General features: G+C 71.1%; 17 protein-coding genes. 13 read left to right on the top strand and 4 right to left on the bottom strand.

Translation table 11 applies throughout. The annotated features are described in order from the left end of the window. Positions 1-2: 2 nt before the first annotated feature. Both rbfA and ACLJOU_RS44210 read left to right on the top strand, forming a co-directional pair. Positions 3-482, top strand: coding sequence for a 30S ribosome-binding factor RbfA (gene rbfA, locus ACLJOU_RS44215; RefSeq protein WP_410575272.1), 480 nt, complete (start codon positions 3-5; stop codon positions 480-482). Positions 483-485: 3 nt separating this feature from the next. Then, positions 486-1304: an alpha/beta hydrolase gene (locus ACLJOU_RS44210; protein WP_410575271.1), complete on the top strand. Its 819-nt coding sequence runs from the start codon at positions 486-488 to the stop codon at positions 1302-1304. Positions 1305-1319: 15 nt separating this feature from the next. On the opposite strand, the gene ACLJOU_RS44205 is transcribed toward ACLJOU_RS44210, so the two are convergent. Genes ACLJOU_RS44205 through ACLJOU_RS44195 form a run of 3 tightly spaced genes read right to left on the bottom strand, consistent with a single transcriptional unit; the run spans position 1320 to position 3596 of the window. Continuing rightward, on the bottom strand, positions 1320-2414 hold the full coding sequence (locus ACLJOU_RS44205; protein WP_410575270.1) for a hypothetical protein: 1095 nt from the start codon (positions 2412-2414) through the stop codon (positions 1320-1322). A 25-nt stretch (positions 2415-2439) separates the two neighbouring features. Then, positions 2440-3057 (bottom strand): class I SAM-dependent methyltransferase, encoded by a 618-nt coding sequence (locus ACLJOU_RS44200; RefSeq protein WP_410575269.1) that lies wholly within the window; start codon positions 3055-3057, stop codon positions 2440-2442. After that, positions 3054-3596 carry a TetR/AcrR family transcriptional regulator gene (locus ACLJOU_RS44195; protein ID WP_410575268.1) on the bottom strand — a complete coding sequence of 181 codons (543 nt, stop codon included), beginning with the start codon at positions 3594-3596 and terminating at the stop codon, positions 3054-3056. Before ACLJOU_RS44195 ends, ACLJOU_RS44200 begins: the two co-directional genes overlap by 4 nt. 154 nt (positions 3597-3750) lie before the next feature. Here ACLJOU_RS44195 and ACLJOU_RS44190 point away from each other — a divergent pair, with 154 nt between their 5' ends. Together ACLJOU_RS44190 and ACLJOU_RS44185 are read left to right on the top strand one after the other, a co-directional pair. Continuing rightward, positions 3751-3978 carry a hypothetical protein gene (locus tag ACLJOU_RS44190; protein WP_003084005.1) on the top strand — a complete coding sequence of 76 codons (228 nt, stop codon included), beginning with the start codon at positions 3751-3753 and terminating at the stop codon, positions 3976-3978. Between the two features lie 21 nt (positions 3979-3999). Next, positions 4000-5148, top strand: a complete 1149-nt coding sequence (locus ACLJOU_RS44185; RefSeq protein WP_410575267.1) for an SPFH domain-containing protein — start codon at positions 4000-4002, stop codon at positions 5146-5148. Between the two features lie 9 nt (positions 5149-5157). On the opposite strand, the gene ACLJOU_RS44180 is transcribed toward ACLJOU_RS44185, so the two are convergent. Continuing rightward, a complete protein-coding gene (locus ACLJOU_RS44180; RefSeq protein WP_410575266.1) occupies positions 5158-6189 on the bottom strand; it encodes a TRM11 family SAM-dependent methyltransferase in 1032 nt (343 codons plus the stop codon). Positions 6190-6214: 25 nt separating this feature from the next. Between ACLJOU_RS44180 and ACLJOU_RS44175 the strand changes: the two genes are divergently transcribed. The 9 genes from ACLJOU_RS44175 to ACLJOU_RS44135 all read left to right on the top strand — a co-directional run bounded on the left by ACLJOU_RS44175 (position 6215) and on the right by ACLJOU_RS44135 (position 16286). Then, a complete protein-coding gene (locus ACLJOU_RS44175; RefSeq protein WP_410575265.1) occupies positions 6215-7204 on the top strand; it encodes a DHH family phosphoesterase in 990 nt (329 codons plus the stop codon). Positions 7205-7286: 82 nt separating this feature from the next. After that, positions 7287-8606, top strand: a complete 1320-nt coding sequence (locus ACLJOU_RS44170) for an MATE family efflux transporter (RefSeq protein WP_410575314.1) — start codon at positions 7287-7289, stop codon at positions 8604-8606. 352 nt (positions 8607-8958) lie between these two features. Continuing rightward, the gene (locus ACLJOU_RS44165; protein WP_410575264.1) at positions 8959-10281 is read left to right on the top strand and encodes an MFS transporter; all 1323 of its coding nucleotides are present in this window, start codon (positions 8959-8961) and stop codon (positions 10279-10281) included. A gap of 109 nt (positions 10282-10390) precedes the next feature. Beyond that, positions 10391-11296, top strand: a complete 906-nt coding sequence (gene truB / locus ACLJOU_RS44160) for a tRNA pseudouridine(55) synthase TruB (protein ID WP_410575263.1) — start codon at positions 10391-10393, stop codon at positions 11294-11296. Positions 11297-11323: 27 nt separating this feature from the next. Beyond that, positions 11324-12307 carry a bifunctional riboflavin kinase/FAD synthetase gene (locus ACLJOU_RS44155; RefSeq protein WP_410575262.1) on the top strand — a complete coding sequence of 328 codons (984 nt, stop codon included), beginning with the start codon at positions 11324-11326 and terminating at the stop codon, positions 12305-12307. An 86-nt stretch (positions 12308-12393) separates the two neighbouring features. Further along, on the top strand, positions 12394-12867 hold the full coding sequence (locus ACLJOU_RS44150) for an XRE family transcriptional regulator (RefSeq protein ID WP_410575261.1): 474 nt from the start codon (positions 12394-12396) through the stop codon (positions 12865-12867). Next, the gene (gene thpR, locus ACLJOU_RS44145) at positions 12867-13382 is read left to right on the top strand and encodes an RNA 2',3'-cyclic phosphodiesterase (protein ID WP_410575260.1); all 516 of its coding nucleotides are present in this window, start codon (positions 12867-12869) and stop codon (positions 13380-13382) included. Before ACLJOU_RS44150 ends, thpR begins: the two co-directional genes overlap by 1 nt. A gap of 143 nt (positions 13383-13525) precedes the next feature. Next, the gene (gene rpsO / locus ACLJOU_RS44140) at positions 13526-13795 is read left to right on the top strand and encodes a 30S ribosomal protein S15 (protein WP_003084034.1); all 270 of its coding nucleotides are present in this window, start codon (positions 13526-13528) and stop codon (positions 13793-13795) included. A 229-nt stretch (positions 13796-14024) separates the two neighbouring features. After that, complete coding sequence (locus ACLJOU_RS44135; protein ID WP_410575259.1) at positions 14025-16286, top strand: polyribonucleotide nucleotidyltransferase; 2262 nt, start codon at positions 14025-14027, stop codon at positions 16284-16286. Positions 16287-16317 lie beyond the last annotated feature (31 nt).

Raw genomic sequence — 16317 nt, 5'->3', positions numbered from 1 at the left:
ACATGGCTGATCCTGCTCGGGCTCGCAAGCTCGCCAAGCGGATCTCGCAGATCGTCGCGTCGGCGATCGAGCACGAGGTCAAGGACCCCCGGCTGGACTACGTGACCATCACGGACACGAAGGTCACCGGCGACCTGCACGACGCCACGGTGTACTACACGGTCCTCGGCGAGAAGCTGGACTCCGTCCCGGACTTCGCGGGTGCGGCGGCCGCGCTCGAGTCGGCGCGCGGGGTGCTGCGCACGAAGGTCGGGCAGGGCACCGGCGTCCGCTACACGCCGACGCTGACGTTCGTCGCGGACACGATCCCCGAGGAGTCGAAGCGGATCGAGGACCTGCTCGCCAAGGCCCGCGAGGCCGACGCGGAGGTCGCGCGCCGGGCGACCGGCGCCCAGCACGCGGGCGACGCCGACCCGTACAAGGCACCGCGCGAAGAGACCGAAGACGACGACGAGTTCGCGGAGGAGGAGAGCCGGGGCTGACCCGTGCTCTCCCGCCGCGGCCTGCTCGCCGGCAGCGCACTGGCGCTGCTGGCGGGCTGCTCGTCGCCCGAGCCCGCACCCGGTCCGCCGCCGGTACCGCCCTCGAGCCGCCCTTCGGGGTTGTCCGAGCCGGTGACGGTCCAGCGCAGGCACTCGGCGGCCCGCGGCACCGACGTCGACCTGGTCCTGATCACGCCCGAAGGCGTTCCGGCCTCGGGACTGCCGGTGTGCCTGGCCCTGCACGGCCGCGGCGCCCAGGCCCGGACGTTCCTCTCCCTGGGCGTCCCGGCGTTGCTGACGGCGGCGGTCCGCGCCGGAACGCCGCCCTTCGCGATCGCCGCCCTCGACGGCGACCACTACTGGGTGAAAACCGGCGGCACCGACGACCCGCAGCGCATGCTCACGGACGAAGTCCCGGCCTGGCTGACGGCCCGCGACCTGCGTCCACCCTCGGCGGTGTTCGGCATTTCGATGGGCGGCTTCGGCGCATTGCGGCTCGCCCGCACCCACCCGGACCTGAAGGCGGTGGCGACGGTGAGCGCCGCCCTGTTCGTCAGCTGGCCGGACGCCCGCAGCCGCAAGGTGTTCGCGGACGAGGCGAACTGGCGCGCGGAGGAACCCCTGCTGCACCCGGCGGAGCTGCGTCCCGCGGGCTTGGGCGTGTGGTGCGGCGAGTCGGACCCGTTCCTGGGCGCGGACCGGCGCTTGGTGCGGGCGGTTTCCCCGGAGGTGTCCCGGTTTTCCCCGGGCGGCCACGACGACGCTTACTGGCGGGGGATCCTGCCGGACGTCCTGGAGTTCGTCGGGCAGCGCCTGTCGTGACCGGTTCTCCGGGCGTCAGGCCACGATCGCGAAAGCGCCGTAGTACTCGCCGTCCATCTCCCGGGTGCCGCTCCGGTCCGGGCTGACCTCGGCTCCCACCCAGCCCTGGAACGCCCCCGAGTCGTCGATCACCTGCAGCAGCGGCCGCACGTGGCTGTTGCCCAGGTAGCACCCGTCGTAGGACAGGCACTCGCACCAGAACTCGTAGCTGTTGCGGCGGCCGCCGAAATCGCCGGTCAGGTAGTAGAACCGGCGGTCGCCGCTGTCGGCGAGCTTCTTCACGCACGCGTCGTACTCGGCGGTGCCCGGGTTCGGGCAGCAGGATGCCGCGTCGCAACCCGCGTTCTTCTGCACATACCCGAGGCACGAACCGTCGGTGCAGGCGTTCCAGGTGGGGCCCACCGTGAAGCTGCTGCCCGATCCCCGGGCCACGGTGGTGACTTTCAGCTTGTTCCAGCTGTGGGCCTCGTACTGGTACGACCGCTGCGTGGCGCGGATCGTGCTCATCGACGCCTTGCTCGTCTGCGCCAGCGAGGCGTTGCTCCCGTACGCGTAGCCGCCGGTGATCGAGTAGGTGTCGGTCACCAGCTGCATCCGGCCCAGGCCGGGGTGCAGCTCGGAGACCGCCCAGGTCTCGCCGAGGTTCACCGCGGTCGTCGAGCCGTTGATCGTGCTGCTCGTCCAGGTGATCGTCACCTGACCGGACGCCGAGTCGTAGGCGTACGTGCCGGTGAAGTGGCCGTTCGGGTCACCGGTGAACCCGGGCGCGGTCTTGATCGGGCAGTTGTTCCGCGGGTTGGTGCCCGGCTGGAACTCGCCGCAGTAGTAGACGTCCCCGCTGTTCACCGGAACGGGGTAATCGCGCTGGCTCCACGTCCAGAAGTTGTGCTGGACGGCGTTGCTCGACGGATCGAACACGAGGTAGCCCAGCCGCAGGTAGTTGCTGCCGGCCGCCGAGGTGAACCCGGCGACGCTGACCACCCAGTTCTGCTTGCCCAACGGCGGTGGCGCGGCGTGCGCGGCGGACGCGCCGAGCAGCAGTGTCGAGGCGAGCGCCGAAAGAATGATCGTCACGAACACGCCGAACCGGCGGAAAACCCCCATCTGCATGGGCGAAGCGTAACTCACGGACACGCTATTTCGAAGCGAACAGAATCGCCTGCGAAACCTCGGCCTCCGGATCGAGCAGCCATTCCGCGTCCACGGTGAACCCGGCGTCCCGCACCCGCCGGGCCAGCCACCACGGCTGCCGCAGGTGGACGTGGACCCGCATCGGGTGGCCGCCGTAGCCCTGGGTCTTGAGCCGCGTGCCCACGCCGACGTGGTACCCGATCACCAGCAGGCCGCCCGGTCGCAGGACGCGGTGGAAGTGGCCCAGCGCCGCCGGCACCGACTCGTCCGGGACGTGGATCAGCGACCAGGACGCCAGCACGCCGGCGACCGACGCGTCGGGCAGCGCGAGGTCCGTCATCGACCCCACCTCGAACCGCAGCTGCGGGTACGACCGGCGGGCCAGGTCGACCATCCCCGGTGACAGGTCGACGCCGGACGCATCGACGCCGAGCGAAGCCAGGTACGCCGTGAAGTGCCCCGGGCCGCAGCCGACGTCCACCGCGGGCCCGTCGACCTGCGACGCGAACAGCGTCAGCGCCGCCTTCAGGTACGGCTGCTTCTCGAGCGCGTCGGACACGAATTCGGCGTAGCTCGAAGCGACGGTGTCGTACGACGCGGCGGTGTCCGCGAGCCAGGTCATCGCGCGCGCAGCCCGTCGAGGACCATGCCGAGCGCCCGCCGCCAGTCCGGGGTGGCCGTCGCCGCCGCGAACACGATCGCGAGGTCGGTGCCCCGGAAGTCCGCCCGCAGCGCGCCGGCCTCCTGGGCGCGCGAAATGATCCGGTTCATCCGGGAACCGTTGGCCTGCTTGGCTTTCTCCAGTCCCGAGGCCGGGTCGAACGTTCGTGAGCACACCTCGGTGAAGCCGCGGTCGGACACCTGCATCTGCACCGACCGCTCCAGGAACAGGACGAACCCGTCCCACGGGTCCTCGCACGCGAGGGCCTCGTCCAACACGGCGTGCGCTTCCTGCAGCGACGGCAGGAAGGCGGCTTCGACGAGGTCCGCCCGCGTCGGGAACCGGTTGTAGAGGGTGCCGATGGCGACTTCGGCGCGCCGCGCGATCTCGTCGAGCGGGGCGTCGACCCCCTTGGCGCCGAACACTTCCCGCGCCGCCGCGACCAGCGCCTCCCGGTTGCGCCGGGCGTCCGCGCGCAGGGGGCGTTCCTCGACGGTCACGGTCGGCGAGTATAGCCGCGTACGCCCGAGCGGCCCGTCCGGTTGCCTGCCTGATCGGAACCTCACAGTGCCCGCCGGGTGCCTCCGGCGGGAGCACAATGAAAGGAGCGGGGGGTTCCCCGCACCGAGACGGCCACCGAGGGAGGTCGGCACTGTGCACTCCGACCTTTCCCCGTCCGGCCGCACCGGAGTCCTCCTGGTCGGTACCCGCGGGCAGCGGGGGCCCGGGGAGGTGCTGATCAGGATCAGGGGTGGCCTGGAAACCTTCCTTGCCTGGTCCGACACGGAGCTGCCGAAGGGCACGACCGTCCTGGTCGTGGAAACCCGGGGACGGCGCACGGTCGACGTCGTGGCGTGGGACGCCTCGGATCCCGCTTCTTAGTGCTTTCGACAAGGACAGCCGATGTTCGGTTACCGCGTGCCCGCTCCCAACGAGGCGATGCTGATCTCCGGGGGCAAGAGCAGCAAGGGCGCGTCGCCGTTCCGGGTCGTCACCGGCCACGGTGCGTTCGTCATGCCCGTCTTCCGGAAAGTCCGGTTCCTCACGCTCGCCATGTGCGAAGCGGAAGTGACCGAAGTGTGCGTCACCAAGCAGGCCATCGCCCTGACGGTCCGGGCGGTGATCGCGTTCAAGGTCGGCAACGACACCGAAAGCATCGTCAACGCCGGCCAGCGGTTCCTCTCCGACCAGGACCAGATGTCCGTGCTGACCGGCCGGATCTTCGCCGGGCACCTGCGGTCCATCATCGGGTCGATGACCGTCGAGGAGATCATCACCGAGCGGCAGAAGCTCGCCACGGAGGTGCTGGACGGCTCCGCGGTGGAGATGGCGAAGATCGGCCTCACCGTCGACGCCCTGCAGATCCAGTCGATCGACGACATGAAGCTCGGCTACATCGCCGCAATGGCCGCACCGCACAACGCCGCCATCCAGCGGGACGCGCAGATCGCCCAGGCCGTGGCGAACAAGACCGCGGCGGAGGCCGAGCAGGAATCGCAGCGGACGCAGGCGGAGTACGCCCGGCAGACGTCGATCGTGCAGGCGCGGTACCGCGCCGAGGTCGAAGCCGCCCAGGCCCAGGCGGCCCAGGCCGGCCCGCTCGCGCAGGCGAGGGCGCAGCAGGAGGTCATCGACGCGCGCACCGAGCTGGCCCAGCGCGAAGCCGAGCTGCGGCAGCAGCAGCTGGTGGCCGAGGTGATCAAGCCGGCCGACGCCGAGGCCGAGCGGATCCGCATCCTGGCGCTCGCCGAAGCGGAGAAGATGCGCGTGCAGGCGGAAGCGGCGGCGTCGAACAACCGGGTCGCGCTCGACCGGATGCTCATCGACCAGCTGCCGCAGATCGTCAAGGAAGCCGGGCGGGGCCTGTCGGGGGCGAACGTCAACATCCTCAACGGCGCCGACGGCCTCGGCGAGATGGCCGCCGGGCTGGTGGGCCAGGGACTGTCCATTCTGGACTCGGTGAAGCGCGGCCTGACCACCACCCCGCCGCCCGCGGCCGCGCCCGGAACGAACGGGCAGGCGCCCAAGCCCGGTGAGCTCACCGCGTCCTGACCGGGCGGCTCAGGAAGCGGGTTTCACCGCGACGACCAGGTCGCGCAGGATGGCCTGGTCGACGCGGTGGGCGAACTCCTCCCACGGCCCGCCCTCGCGGACGTCGAGCCCGGCCTTCCGCAGCACCTCGACGAGCTCTTCGCGCGGCAGCACGGTGGTGTTCCAGGAGATGCCGAGCGCGCCGCCGGGTTTCAGGACCCGCGTCCACACCGGGACGGCCGCCGCGAGCAGGTCACGCGGGCTCCGCTGCAACCCGGCTTCGCGGTGGCTGCCGTGCTGGACGCCGTACGGCGCGTCGGTGACGATCACGTCGCAGGAGTTCGCCCGCAGCACCTCGTCGGTGGTCAGGGTGTCGGCGTTGAAGTAGGTGAGCTTGCGCGTGTCGCCCGCTTTGTACGCTTCCTTGTCGAGCGCGTACTCGATGTCGAGCCGCCGCCCGAGCCGGACCTTGTTGCGCCGCAGCTGGCCGGACTCGGCGGTGTGCTTCACGCGCTTGTTCCGCAGCCACGTCTTGATGAACGCTTCGTAGGCCTCGAAGTCCTTCGCGTCGACGTCCAGGCCCGTCGCGTGCAGGCCGTACATCATCGCCTGGTTCAGCGTGGTCCCGCGGCCGCACAGCGGGTCGAGCAGGTACTTCGGCTTGGCCGAGAACGGGTCCGCGGTCGCCATCAGCGTGACGTTCACCAGCAGCTTGGTGAACAGCTCGTTCGTCTTGCCCGCGTACTTCTGGATGGTCAGCAGGTCCGAGTCCGCCTTCGCCAGCGGTGTCACCCGCACCGGACGGAGGACGCCGTCACCGAGCTCGAACAGGGCGTACAGCGACGAGAGGTTCGACAGCAGGGCGAGGTCGCGCTCGCCGAGCGGCGCCGAGCTGGTGAAGCGGACGTAGCCGACGCCGCCGAGCTCGACCTCCTCGATCGCGGACAGCTCGGCCGCCAAGCCGGCGCCGAACACCGCCAGCTCGGCGCGCAGCAGCGCGGGGGCGGAGGCGGCGTAGACCCGGTTGGCCGAGGGGTAGACCAGCATCACGTACTCAGGCATCCCGCAGAGCGTAGCGTGACGCACCGTGATCCCTACTTCGGCGCAGGACATCCGGGACGCGGCCGCGCTGCTCGCGTCGGCCGGCGACGTGACGATCCTCGGCCACGTGCGGCCCGACGCGGACGCGCTGGGCAGCGCACTGGCCCTCGGCCGGGCGCTGCGGCAGCGCGGGGCCCGCGTGCGCGTCTCCTTCGGCGAACCCGACGAGGCTCCCGAGTCGCTGCGGTGGCTCGACGAGGACGGCCTGCTCACCCACCCGGACGCGCTCCCGGACTCCGAAGAACTGCTCGTCTGCGTCGACACGCCGACGCCGAAACGGCTCGGCCGGCTCGCCGGGCGCGTCGAACTCGCCGGCGCGGTGCTGGTGATCGACCACCACGCGACGAACACGTTCTACGGCACCTGCCACGTCGTCGACGAGCGCGCCGAGGCGAGCGCGGTCCTCGTGTTCCGCGTCCTGGAGGAACTGGGCGCCGAGCTGGACGAGCCGATCGCCCGGGGGCTCTACGCGGGGATCGTCACCGACACGAGCGGGTTCCGCCGCGCGAGCCCGGAGACGCACCGGATGGCGGCCCGGCTGCTGGCGGCGGGGGTGGACCCGGAAGCGGTGGTGCGGCGGATCGTCGACGAGCGCCCGTTCGCCTGGCTGCCGATGCTCTCGGCGGTGCTGCGCGGGGCCCGGCTGGAGCCGGAAGCCGCGCAGGGCCGGGGTTTCGTGCACGCGGTGGTCGGGGTAGACGAGGCCCGGACGGTCCGCGGCGAAGAGGTCGAGTCGGTCATCGACGTCATCCGCTCGGTGCGCGAGGCGGCCGTCGCGGCGGTGCTGAAGCAGGACACGGCGCAGCCGGGGCAGTGGCAGATTTCGTTGCGCAGCACCGGCATCGACGTCTCGGCGGTCGCGGCGGAGTTCGGCGGCGGCGGCCACCGGCAGGCCGCGGGCTGCACGGTCGCGGGCTCGGCCGACGAGGTCGTCGCGGGCCTGCGCGAGGCGCTGGAGCGGGCACCGCTGCTGTAGTGCGTCGGATGGCGCGCCCGGGGAGTTCCCGGGTTCCCGCCGGTCAGGACGGTCGGTGGTGGCGGTTAGAGTCCGGTTCGTGGTGAATGTGGAGGAGACCGAGCGGGTTCCGGCGAAACGCGTGCTGGGCCTGGCCGTGCCGGCGCTGGGGGTGCTGGCCGCCGAGCCGCTGTACGTGCTGGTGGACACCGCGGTGGTCGGTCACCTCGACGCGCTGTCGCTGGCCGGGCTCGCGCTCGGCGGCGTCGTGCTGGCCCAGGTGTCGGGGCAGCTGACGTTCCTGTCCTACGGCACGACGTCCCGCACCGCCCGGCTGCACGGCGCCGGCCGCCGGGCCGACGCGGTCCGCGAGGGCGTGCAGGCGACGTGGCTCGCGGTGTTCGTCGGGCTGTTCGTGCTGGTCGCCGGGCAGCTGCTGGCCTGGCCGATCGCGCGGGTGCTTTCGGGGCGTGACGAGATCGCGTCCGCGGCCGTGTCGTGGCTGCGGATCGCGCTGTTCGGGGCGCCGCTGATCCTGGTCACCATGGCCGGCAACGGCTGGATGCGCGGGGTGCAGGACGCCGCGAAGCCGTTGCGGTACGTGCTGGCGGGCAACGGGATCTCCGCCGTCCTGTGCCCGGTCCTCGTGTACTGGGCCGGGCTGGGGCTGGAGGGTTCGGCGATCGCGAACGTCGTCGCGCAGGTCATCTCGGCGACGCTGTTCTTCGCGGCCCTGGTGCGCGAGAAAGTCGGCCTGCGGCCGAACTTCAAGGTGATGTTCGCCCAGCTCGGCCTCGGCCGCGACCTCGTGCTGCGCAGCCTGGCGTTCCAGGCGTGCTTCGTCTCGGCGGCGGCGGTGGCGGCCCGGACGTCGACCGAGGCCGTCGGGGCGCACCAGGTGGTGCTGCAGCTGTGGACGTTCCTCGCACTGGTGCTGGATTCGGTGGCGATCGCCGCGCAGTCGCTGGTCGGCGCCGCCCTGGGGGCGGGCTCGGCGCGGCAGGCGCGCGGGGTCGCGTCGCAGATCACCGGGTACGGGCTGCTGCTGGGGTGCTTCCTGTGCGTGCTGTTCGCGGCGCTGTCGTGGGTGCTGCCGCACGCGTTCACGTCCGACCCGGGCGTGCTGGCGGAGATCCCGCACGCGTGGTGGTTCTTCGTGGCCCTGCAGCCGATCGCGGGAGTGGTCTTCGCCCTGGACGGCGTGCTGCTGGGCGCGGGCGACGCGGCCTTCCTCCGCAACGCGACGCTCGGCAGCGCGGCGCTGGGCTTCCTCCCCCTGATCTGGGCCTCGCTCGGCTTCGGCTGGGGCCTGACGGGCATCTGGACCGGCCTCTCCCTCTTCATGCTCCTCCGCCTGGCCGCGGTCCTGGCCCGCTGGCGCTCCGGAAACTGGGCGGTAACCGGCGCCACCCGCCCCACCTGACGTGCGCCATCCGTGATCAGAGGGTCGACTCGCGTGATCAGAGGGTCGACTCGCGTGATCGGAGGGTCGACTCGCGTGATCGGAGGGTCGACTCGCGTGATTGGAGGGTCGACACGGCGGGGCCCGCACGCCGCCGCGTGTCGTCCCTTCAATCACGAGTGATGGCCCTTCAATCACGCGTGATGACTCCCCGATCACGGGTGATGCCCCGCTGAGCTCGGGTGATGCGGGTTACCTGTGGGGAAAGCCACGCGGGTCGTGGCTATGGTTCGTGGTTGCTTAGGCGATACAAGTAGTAGGGACGGCAGCGTGGGCGTCCTGCGCCCCGAACCGCCCACCTCTGGAGGAACCCGTGCCCGCCACCGGCCGTGCCACTGCCCGGTCCTGGCTGATCTGGCTCGCCGCCGTCACCGTCTACCTCCTCGCCGTCTTCCACCGGACGTCGTTCGGGGTCGCCGGGCTGCAGGCCGCCGAGCGCTTCGGCGTCGGCGCGGCCGCGCTCGGCACGTTCACCGTCCTGCAGGTCGGCGTGTACGCCGCGATGCAGATCCCGACCGGCGTCCTGGTCGACCGCTACGGCCCCCGCCGCGTCCTCACCGTCGCCGTGCTGATCCTCGGTGCCGGCCAGCTCCTGCTCGGCGTCGCGCACTCCTACGGCCTCGGCCTGCTCGCCCGAGGTGTCCTCGGTCTCGGCGACGCGCTCACGTTCGTCAGCGTCCTGCGCCTGGTCGCGGCCCACTTCCCGGGCCGCCAGTACGCCCTGCTGACGTCGTTCACCGCGGCCGTCGGCTACATCGGCAACCTCGCCGCGACCGTCCCGCTCTCGCTCGTGCTCGACAGCGCCGGCTGGACACCCACCTTCCTGGCCGTCGGAGCCATCACCGTCCTCTACACGGTCGTCGTGGCGCTGCGGGTCCGCGACGTCCCGGCGGGCGAACAGCCGGCGATCCGCGAAAGCGTCCGCCCGCGCGAGCTCGCGGGCCAGGTCGCCGAAGCGTGGCGGACACCGGGGACGCGCCTGGGGTTCTGGGTCCACTTCAGCACGATGTTCGCCCCGAACGCCCTGACGCTGCTGTGGGGCGTCCCGTGGCTGGTCCAGGGCCAAGGTCAGTCGAAGGGGACGGCGAGCGCGCTCCTCACGGTGTTCGTGTTCGGCTCGATGGCCGGTGGCCCGCTGCTCGGCGGCCTGATCGGCCGGCGTCCGTCGCTGCGGATGCCCCTGGTCGGCGGCTACATCGGCGGGGCGGTGCTGGTCTGGGCGGTGCTGCTGGGCTGGCCGGGCCAGGTGCCGCTGCCGGTCCTGGTGCCCGCGTTCGCCTTCCTCGCCCTCGGCGGCCCGGCGTCGATGATCGGCTTCGCACTGGCCCGCGACTACAACCCGCTGAGCCGCGTGGGCACGGCGACGGGTGTGGTGAACGTCGGCGGCTTCGTGGCGACGACGATCGCGGCACTCGCGGTCGGCGTCCTCCTGCAGGTGACCGGCGGCAACTTCCGGCTGTCGCTACTGACGCTGGTCGCGGTCCTGGCCTTCGGCACGGTCCGGATGCTCGTGTGGTGGCGCCGGACCCGCACGCACCTGTTCCTGGCCGAGGCCCGCGGCGAGGAACTCCCGGTCCGCATCACCCGCCGCCGCTGGGACGCGGCTCTGCCCGAGACCCCGATCGTCGCCGCCTGACCGATGCGCCGCCGCAGTGCTTGTTTCAACGCACCGAAGGCCACATCGGGGCGTATGAGCCGGGCCCGGCCTGATCGATCCGCAACGAGCGGCCAGTAGGGTTTGCCGCGTGTCGAGCTCGAAACCGCCCCGTCGTCCTGCCCCGCCTCCCGGCCTCCTCATCGTCGACAAGCCCGCCGGCATGACGTCCCACGACGTCGTCGCGCGCGCCCGGCGGATCATGGGGACCCGCAAGGTCGGGCACGCCGGCACGCTCGACCCCATGGCCACCGGCGTCCTCGTGCTCGGCATCGAACGCGCCACCAAGCTGCTCGGCCACCTCGCCCTGGACCGCAAGACCTACCTCGCCACCCTCAGCCTCGGCAGCAGCACCACCACCGACGACGCCGAGGGCGAAGTCCTCACCCAAGCCGAAACGGCGAACGTCAAAGACGAAGACATCGCCAACGGCGTCGAAAAGCTCACCGGCGACATCCAGCAGGTGCCCAGCGCCGTCAGCGCCGTCAAGATCGACGGCAAGCGCGCCTACGCCCGGGTCCGCGCCGGGGAGGACGTCGTCATCCCGGCCCGCCCGGTCACCGTCTACCGCTTCGACGTCCTCGCCGTCCGCCACGAAGCGGACCACGTCGAGGTCGACGCCGTCGTCGAGTGCTCCTCCGGCACCTACGTCCGCGCGCTGGCCCGGGACCTCGGCACCGACCTCGGCGTCGGCGGCCACCTGAAGGCCCTCCGGCGCACCACGGTCGGCCCCTTCACCCTCGCTAAGGCGAGGACCCTCGACCAGCTCGAAGAACAGCCCGAACTGAGCCTCGACCTCGACGCCGCCGTCGCCGCCGCGTTCCCGCGCCGCGATCTCGACGCCGCCACGGCGAAGGCGGTCCGCCACGGCCAGCGCATCCCGGCCGCCGGCGTCGAGGGCACGTACGGGCTCTTCGGTCCCAACGGCCGGGTGCTCGCCCTGGCCGCCGACGAACAGGGCGTGTCCCGTGCGGTGGTCGTGTTGCTGCCCGCCTAGGGTGGGCTCGAGAGACGGGAGTGTGACGTGCTGCGGTGGCGTGGACTGGGGGACCTTCCCGGCAGCTGGGGCCGGTGCGTGGTCACCATCGGCGTGTTCGACGGTGTCCACCGCGGGCACCAGGAGCTGATCAGCCGGACGGTCGCGGCGGCGGCCGAGCGCGGCGTGCCGAGCGTCATGCTGACGTTCGACCCGCACCCGTCCGAGGTGCTGCGCCCGGGCAGCCACCCGGCGCAGCTGACGACGTTGCGGCGCAAGGCCGAGATCGTCGAGAGCCTCGGCATCGACGTCTTCTGCGTGCTGCCCTTCACCCTCGAGCTGTCCCGGCTGCAGCCGGAGGAGTTCGTGCACGAGGTGCTGGTCGACCGGCTGCACGCGGCCGCGGTGATCGTCGGCGACAACTTCACCTTCGGCGCCAAGGCGGTCGGTGACGTCGCCATGCTGCGCACCCTCGGCCGCCGGTTCGGCTTCGCGGCGTTCGGTGCCGAGCTGCAGGGCAAGGAACTGTCCGGTGAGGACCAGTCCGCGATCACGTTCTCGAGCACCTACGTCCGGTCCTGCATCGACGCCGGTGACGTCGTCGCCGCCGCCGAAGCCCTCGGCCGCCCGCACCGCCTGGAGGGCATCGTCGTCCGGGGCGACGGGCGCGGCCACGAACTCGGCTACCCGACGGCGAACCTGTCGACGCCGCGGTTCGCCGCCGTCCCGGCCGACGGCGTGTACAGCGCGTGGTTCACCCGTTCGGCCGACCCCACGCGCCGGCTGCGCGCCGCGGTCTCGGTGGGCACCAACCCGACGTTCTCCGGCCGCGAGCGGACCGTCGAGGCGTTCGTCCTCGACGTCGACGAGGACTTCTACGGCCAGCACGTGGCCGTCGACTTCGTGACGCGGCTGCGCGACCAGGTGCGGTTCGCCGATTCGGCCGGGCTCGTCGCGCAGATCGACGACGACGTGGTGGAGACGAGAAAGGCACTCGAACTGCCCCCGGACGCCCTGACCGGGGACGAATAGGGGACAACGCGGTTCACGCGCGCGGCGGCGATGGCAAGATGCTCACGGACGGTGTGCGCGAAGGAAAACAGGGGAGCAGGGGACTGGTGGAGGACCACAAGATCGTCCAGCGGAACATCGCGTTGCAGCGGGAGTGGTATGGGGAGCCGCTCGGTGACCGAGTGCGACGGCTCGTCGTCGCGTTCGACGTTTCGCAGGCGTTCCTGGCCGAGGTCCTCGGGATCAGTGCCCCCATGCTCAGCCAGGTGATGAGCGGGCGGCGGGCGAAGATCGGCAACCCGGTCGTGCTGGCCAGGATGATCATGCTCGAGCGCAAGATCCTGGTGCCCGAGGTCGCCGCCGGCAACCGCGAAGCGATGCTGGCCGCGATGGAGGACGTCCGGGACTCCCGGCCCACCGTCGGCCGCGACAACATCCCCGTGGTCAACGAAGACCAGAAGGTCCTCGCCTACCTGCGCGACCTGGCCGAGGACGAAGACCTGGGCGAGGCCGCCAAGCGCCTCGACGACGACTTCCCGGCCATCGCCGACCTGCTCCGCCGGGCGGGCAACGGCTCCTGATGCCAGTCCTGTTCAGCGCGCTGCTCCCGCCGGCCGACGTCGTCGAGCAGGTCGTCGAGCAGGTCGCCGCGGCCCTCGGCGATCCCGGCGACGGCCTCCGCTGGGAGCCCCCCGAGCGCTGGCACATCACCCTCGGCTACTACGGGCCGGACGACGTCGGGACGCGCGCCGCCTGGCTGGCCGAGCGGCTGGCCGGCCGTCCGGCGATCGACGTCCGGCTGGAAAAGGCCGCGACGTTCCCCGGCGTGCTGTGGTTGACTGCCGCCGGAACGGAGCTGACGCCGCTCGCGCAAGCCGCGGGGGCCGGCGCCGAACCGAGGCCCTACCGGGCCCACCTGACCCTCGCGCGGTTCCCCCGGGAAGAACCCGGGCTCGCCGCGCGTTGGACGAAAGAGCTGGCTGGTTTCACGAGCCGGCGCTGGCGCGCCGCGGAAGTGGCGCTGATGACCAGTGAGCGCGAGCCGGGTGGTCCTCGCTACCGGGTGGCCCGCTCGTTCGGGCTGGCCGACGCCTGAAGGCCCTGCTCAGAGACGCACGTGACCAGAATGGTAACGTCGTGGCCGGGTCCGGCTGCAGTCCGTGGCGGCCGTGACCGTCTTCCCGGCGTGCATCCACGCCCGGGGCCGCACGGCACTGATTATTTCGAGGAGCAACACAAGTGGCGCTGTCCACCGAAGAGAAGAAGTCGATCCTGGCCGAGTACGGCGTGCACGACTCGGACACCGGATCCCCCGAGGCCCAGGTGGCGCTGCTCACCAAGCGCATCGTCGGCCTCACCGAGCACCTCAAGGCTCACAAGCACGACCACCACTCGCGTCGCGGGCTCCTGCTGCTGGTCGGCCGTCGCCGCCGGCTGCTGAACTACGTGATGAAGGTGGACATCGAGCGTTACCGTGCGCTGATCCAGCGCCTCGGCCTGCGCCGATAGCTTCAACCCGAGGGGGAGTGACCACGACGGTCGCTCCCCCTCGGTCAAAAAGAGAAACGGCGCGAGCGCGCACGAGGGTCCGTCCGCCGGTCCTCGGTAGTGGTTCCCGGGAAGCGTCCCGGGAGCTTCGATCGAAGACCGGCCTCATTCCTCGAGCGTCCTCAGGCGAAACTGGTCCCAGGGTGGGAGACTCGCGTCGTACGAAGGAACTAAAGAGGAGATACACCATATGACCGACTCCACCGGAGTCACCGTGCACGAGACCGAAGCCGTGATCGACAACGGCCGGTTCGGCACCCGCACCGTCCGCTTCGAGACGGGCCGCCTGGCCAAGCAGGCCGCCGGCGCCGTCGTCGCGTACCTCGACGAAGAGACCATGCTGCTCTCGGCGACGACCGCGTCGAAGCACCCGAAGGACCACTTCGACTTCTTCCCGCTGACCGTGGACGTCGAAGAGCGCATGTACGCCGCGGGCCGCATCCCCGGCGCGTTCTTCCGCCGCGAGGGCCGCCCGTCGACCGACGCGATCCTGACCTGCCGCCTGATCGACCGGCCGCTGCGCCCGTCGTTCACCGACGGTCTCCGCAACGAGATCCAGGTCGTCATCACCGTCCAGAGCCTCAACCCGGACGACCCGTACGACGTGCTGGCCATCAACGCCGCCTCGGCGTCGACCCAGATCGCCGGCCTGCCGTTCTCCGGCCCGGTCGGTGGCGTCCGCGTCGCGCTGATCGAGGACCAGTGGGTCGCGTTCCCCACCTGGTCGCAGCTGGAGAAGGCGACCTTCAACATGGTCGTCGCCGGCCGCATCGTCGGTGAGGACGTCGCGATCATGATGGTCGAGGCCGAGGGCACCGAGAACACGCTCGACCTGATCGCCGCCGGCGGCAAGGCGCCGGACGAGGCCGCGGTCGCCGCCGGTCTCGAAGCCGCGAAGCCGTTCATCAAGGTGCTGTGCGAGGCCCAGCAGAAGCTGGCCGACGTCGCCGCCAAGCCGACCGGCGAGTTCCCGGTCTTCCTGGCCTACGAGCAGGACGTCTACGACGCCGTCGCGGCGATCGCCACCGACGACCTGGCCCGCGCGCTGCAGATCCCGGGCAAGCAGGACCGCGACGCCGCGACCGACGAGGTCAAGGCCGCCGTCATCGAGAAGATCGGCCTGGGCGAGGGCGAAGCCTTCGAAGGCCGTGACAAGGAAATCGGCGGGGCGTTCAAGGCCCTGACGAAGAAGATCATGCGCCAGCGCGTCCTCACGGAGAAGATCCGCATGGACGGCCGTGGCCTCACCGACATCCGGTCGCTTTCGGCCGAGGTCGCGGTGATCCCGCGGGCGCACGGTTCGGCGCTGTTCGAGCGCGGCGAAACCCAGATCCTGGGCGTCACCACGCTGAACATGCTTCGCCTGGAGCAGCAGATCGACTCGCTGTCCCCGGAGACGCACAAGCGCTACATGCACCACTACAACTTCCCGCCCTTCTCCACCGGGGAGACCGGCCGCGTCGGTTCGCCGAAGCGCCGCGAAATCGGCCACGGCATGCTCGCCGAGCGCGCCCTCGTGCCGGTGCTGCCGAAGCGCGACGAGTTCCCGTACGCGATCCGCCAGGTCTCCGAAGCGCTGGGCTCCAACGGCTCGACGTCGATGGGCTCGGTCTGCGCGTCCACCATGGCGCTGTACAACGCCGGCGTGCCGCTGAAGGCGCCGGTCGCGGGCATCGCGATGGGCCTGGTGTCGGACGAGGTCGACGGTGAGACCCGTTATGTGGCGCTCACCGACATCCTCGGTGCCGAGGACGCCCTGGGCGACATGGACTTCAAGGTCGCCGGCACCAAGGACATCATCACCGCGCTGCAGCTGGACACGAAGCTCGACGGCATTCCGTCGGAGGTGCTCGCCGCCGCGCTGAAGCAGGCGAAGGACGCTCGCCTCACCATCCTGGAGGTCATCGCCGAGGCGATCGACAGCCCGGACGAGATGAGCCCGTACTCGCCGCGCGTCACCAGCGTGAAGATCCCGGTGGACAAGATCGGCGAGGTCATCGGCCCGAAGGGCAAGATGATCAACTCGATCACCGAGCAGACCGGTGCCGACATCTCCATCGAGGACGACGGCACGATCTACGTGGGCGCGTCCGACGGCCCGTCGGCCGAGGCGGCGATCGACCTGATCAACGCCATCGCCAACCCGCAGCTGCCCAAGGTCGGCGAGCGCTTCCTCGGCACCGTGGTGAAGACGGCCGCGTTCGGCGCGTTCGTTTCGCTGCTGCCGGGCAAGGACGGCCTGGTGCACATCTCGAAGCTGGGCAACGGCAAGCGGATCAACAAGGTCGAGGACGTGGTCAACGTGGGCGACAAGCTCCGCGTCGAGATCGCCGACATCGACAACCGCGGCAAGATCAGCCTGATCGTGGTCAAGGAAGACGACGCCGCCAAGCCCGCCGAGGGTGCCGCGGCCGCCGCCGACGCCGACGCCGAGAAGGCCGACGCCAAGTAAGCACAGCTCGTTTCCTGATCCGTGAAGGCCA

The organism is Amycolatopsis sp. cmx-4-61, assembly GCF_046548775.1.
Taxonomy (GTDB): Bacteria; Actinomycetota; Actinomycetes; order Mycobacteriales; family Pseudonocardiaceae; genus Amycolatopsis.
Note: the sequence above shows the minus strand (reverse complement) of the source record. Positions and strands in the feature narration are given on the sequence as shown.

Excerpts from the sequence above, each read along its gene's own strand:
- rbfA (WP_410575272.1), top strand. The coding sequence starts at position 3 with ATGGCTGATCCTGCTCGGGCTCGCAAGCTCGCCAAGCGGATCTCGCAG.
- ACLJOU_RS44205 (WP_410575270.1), bottom strand. The coding sequence starts at position 2,414 with ATGCAGATGGGGGTTTTCCGCCGGTTCGGCGTGTTCGTGACGATCATT.
- ACLJOU_RS44200 (WP_410575269.1), bottom strand. The coding sequence starts at position 3,057 with ATGACCTGGCTCGCGGACACCGCCGCGTCGTACGACACCGTCGCTTCG.
- ACLJOU_RS44185 (WP_410575267.1), top strand. The coding sequence starts at position 4,000 with ATGTTCGGTTACCGCGTGCCCGCTCCCAACGAGGCGATGCTGATCTCC.
- ACLJOU_RS44180 (WP_410575266.1), bottom strand. The coding sequence starts at position 6,189 with ATGCCTGAGTACGTGATGCTGGTCTACCCCTCGGCCAACCGGGTCTAC.
- thpR (WP_410575260.1), top strand. The coding sequence starts at position 12,867 with ATGCCAGTCCTGTTCAGCGCGCTGCTCCCGCCGGCCGACGTCGTCGAG.
- ACLJOU_RS44135 (WP_410575259.1), top strand. The coding sequence starts at position 14,025 with ATGACCGACTCCACCGGAGTCACCGTGCACGAGACCGAAGCCGTGATC.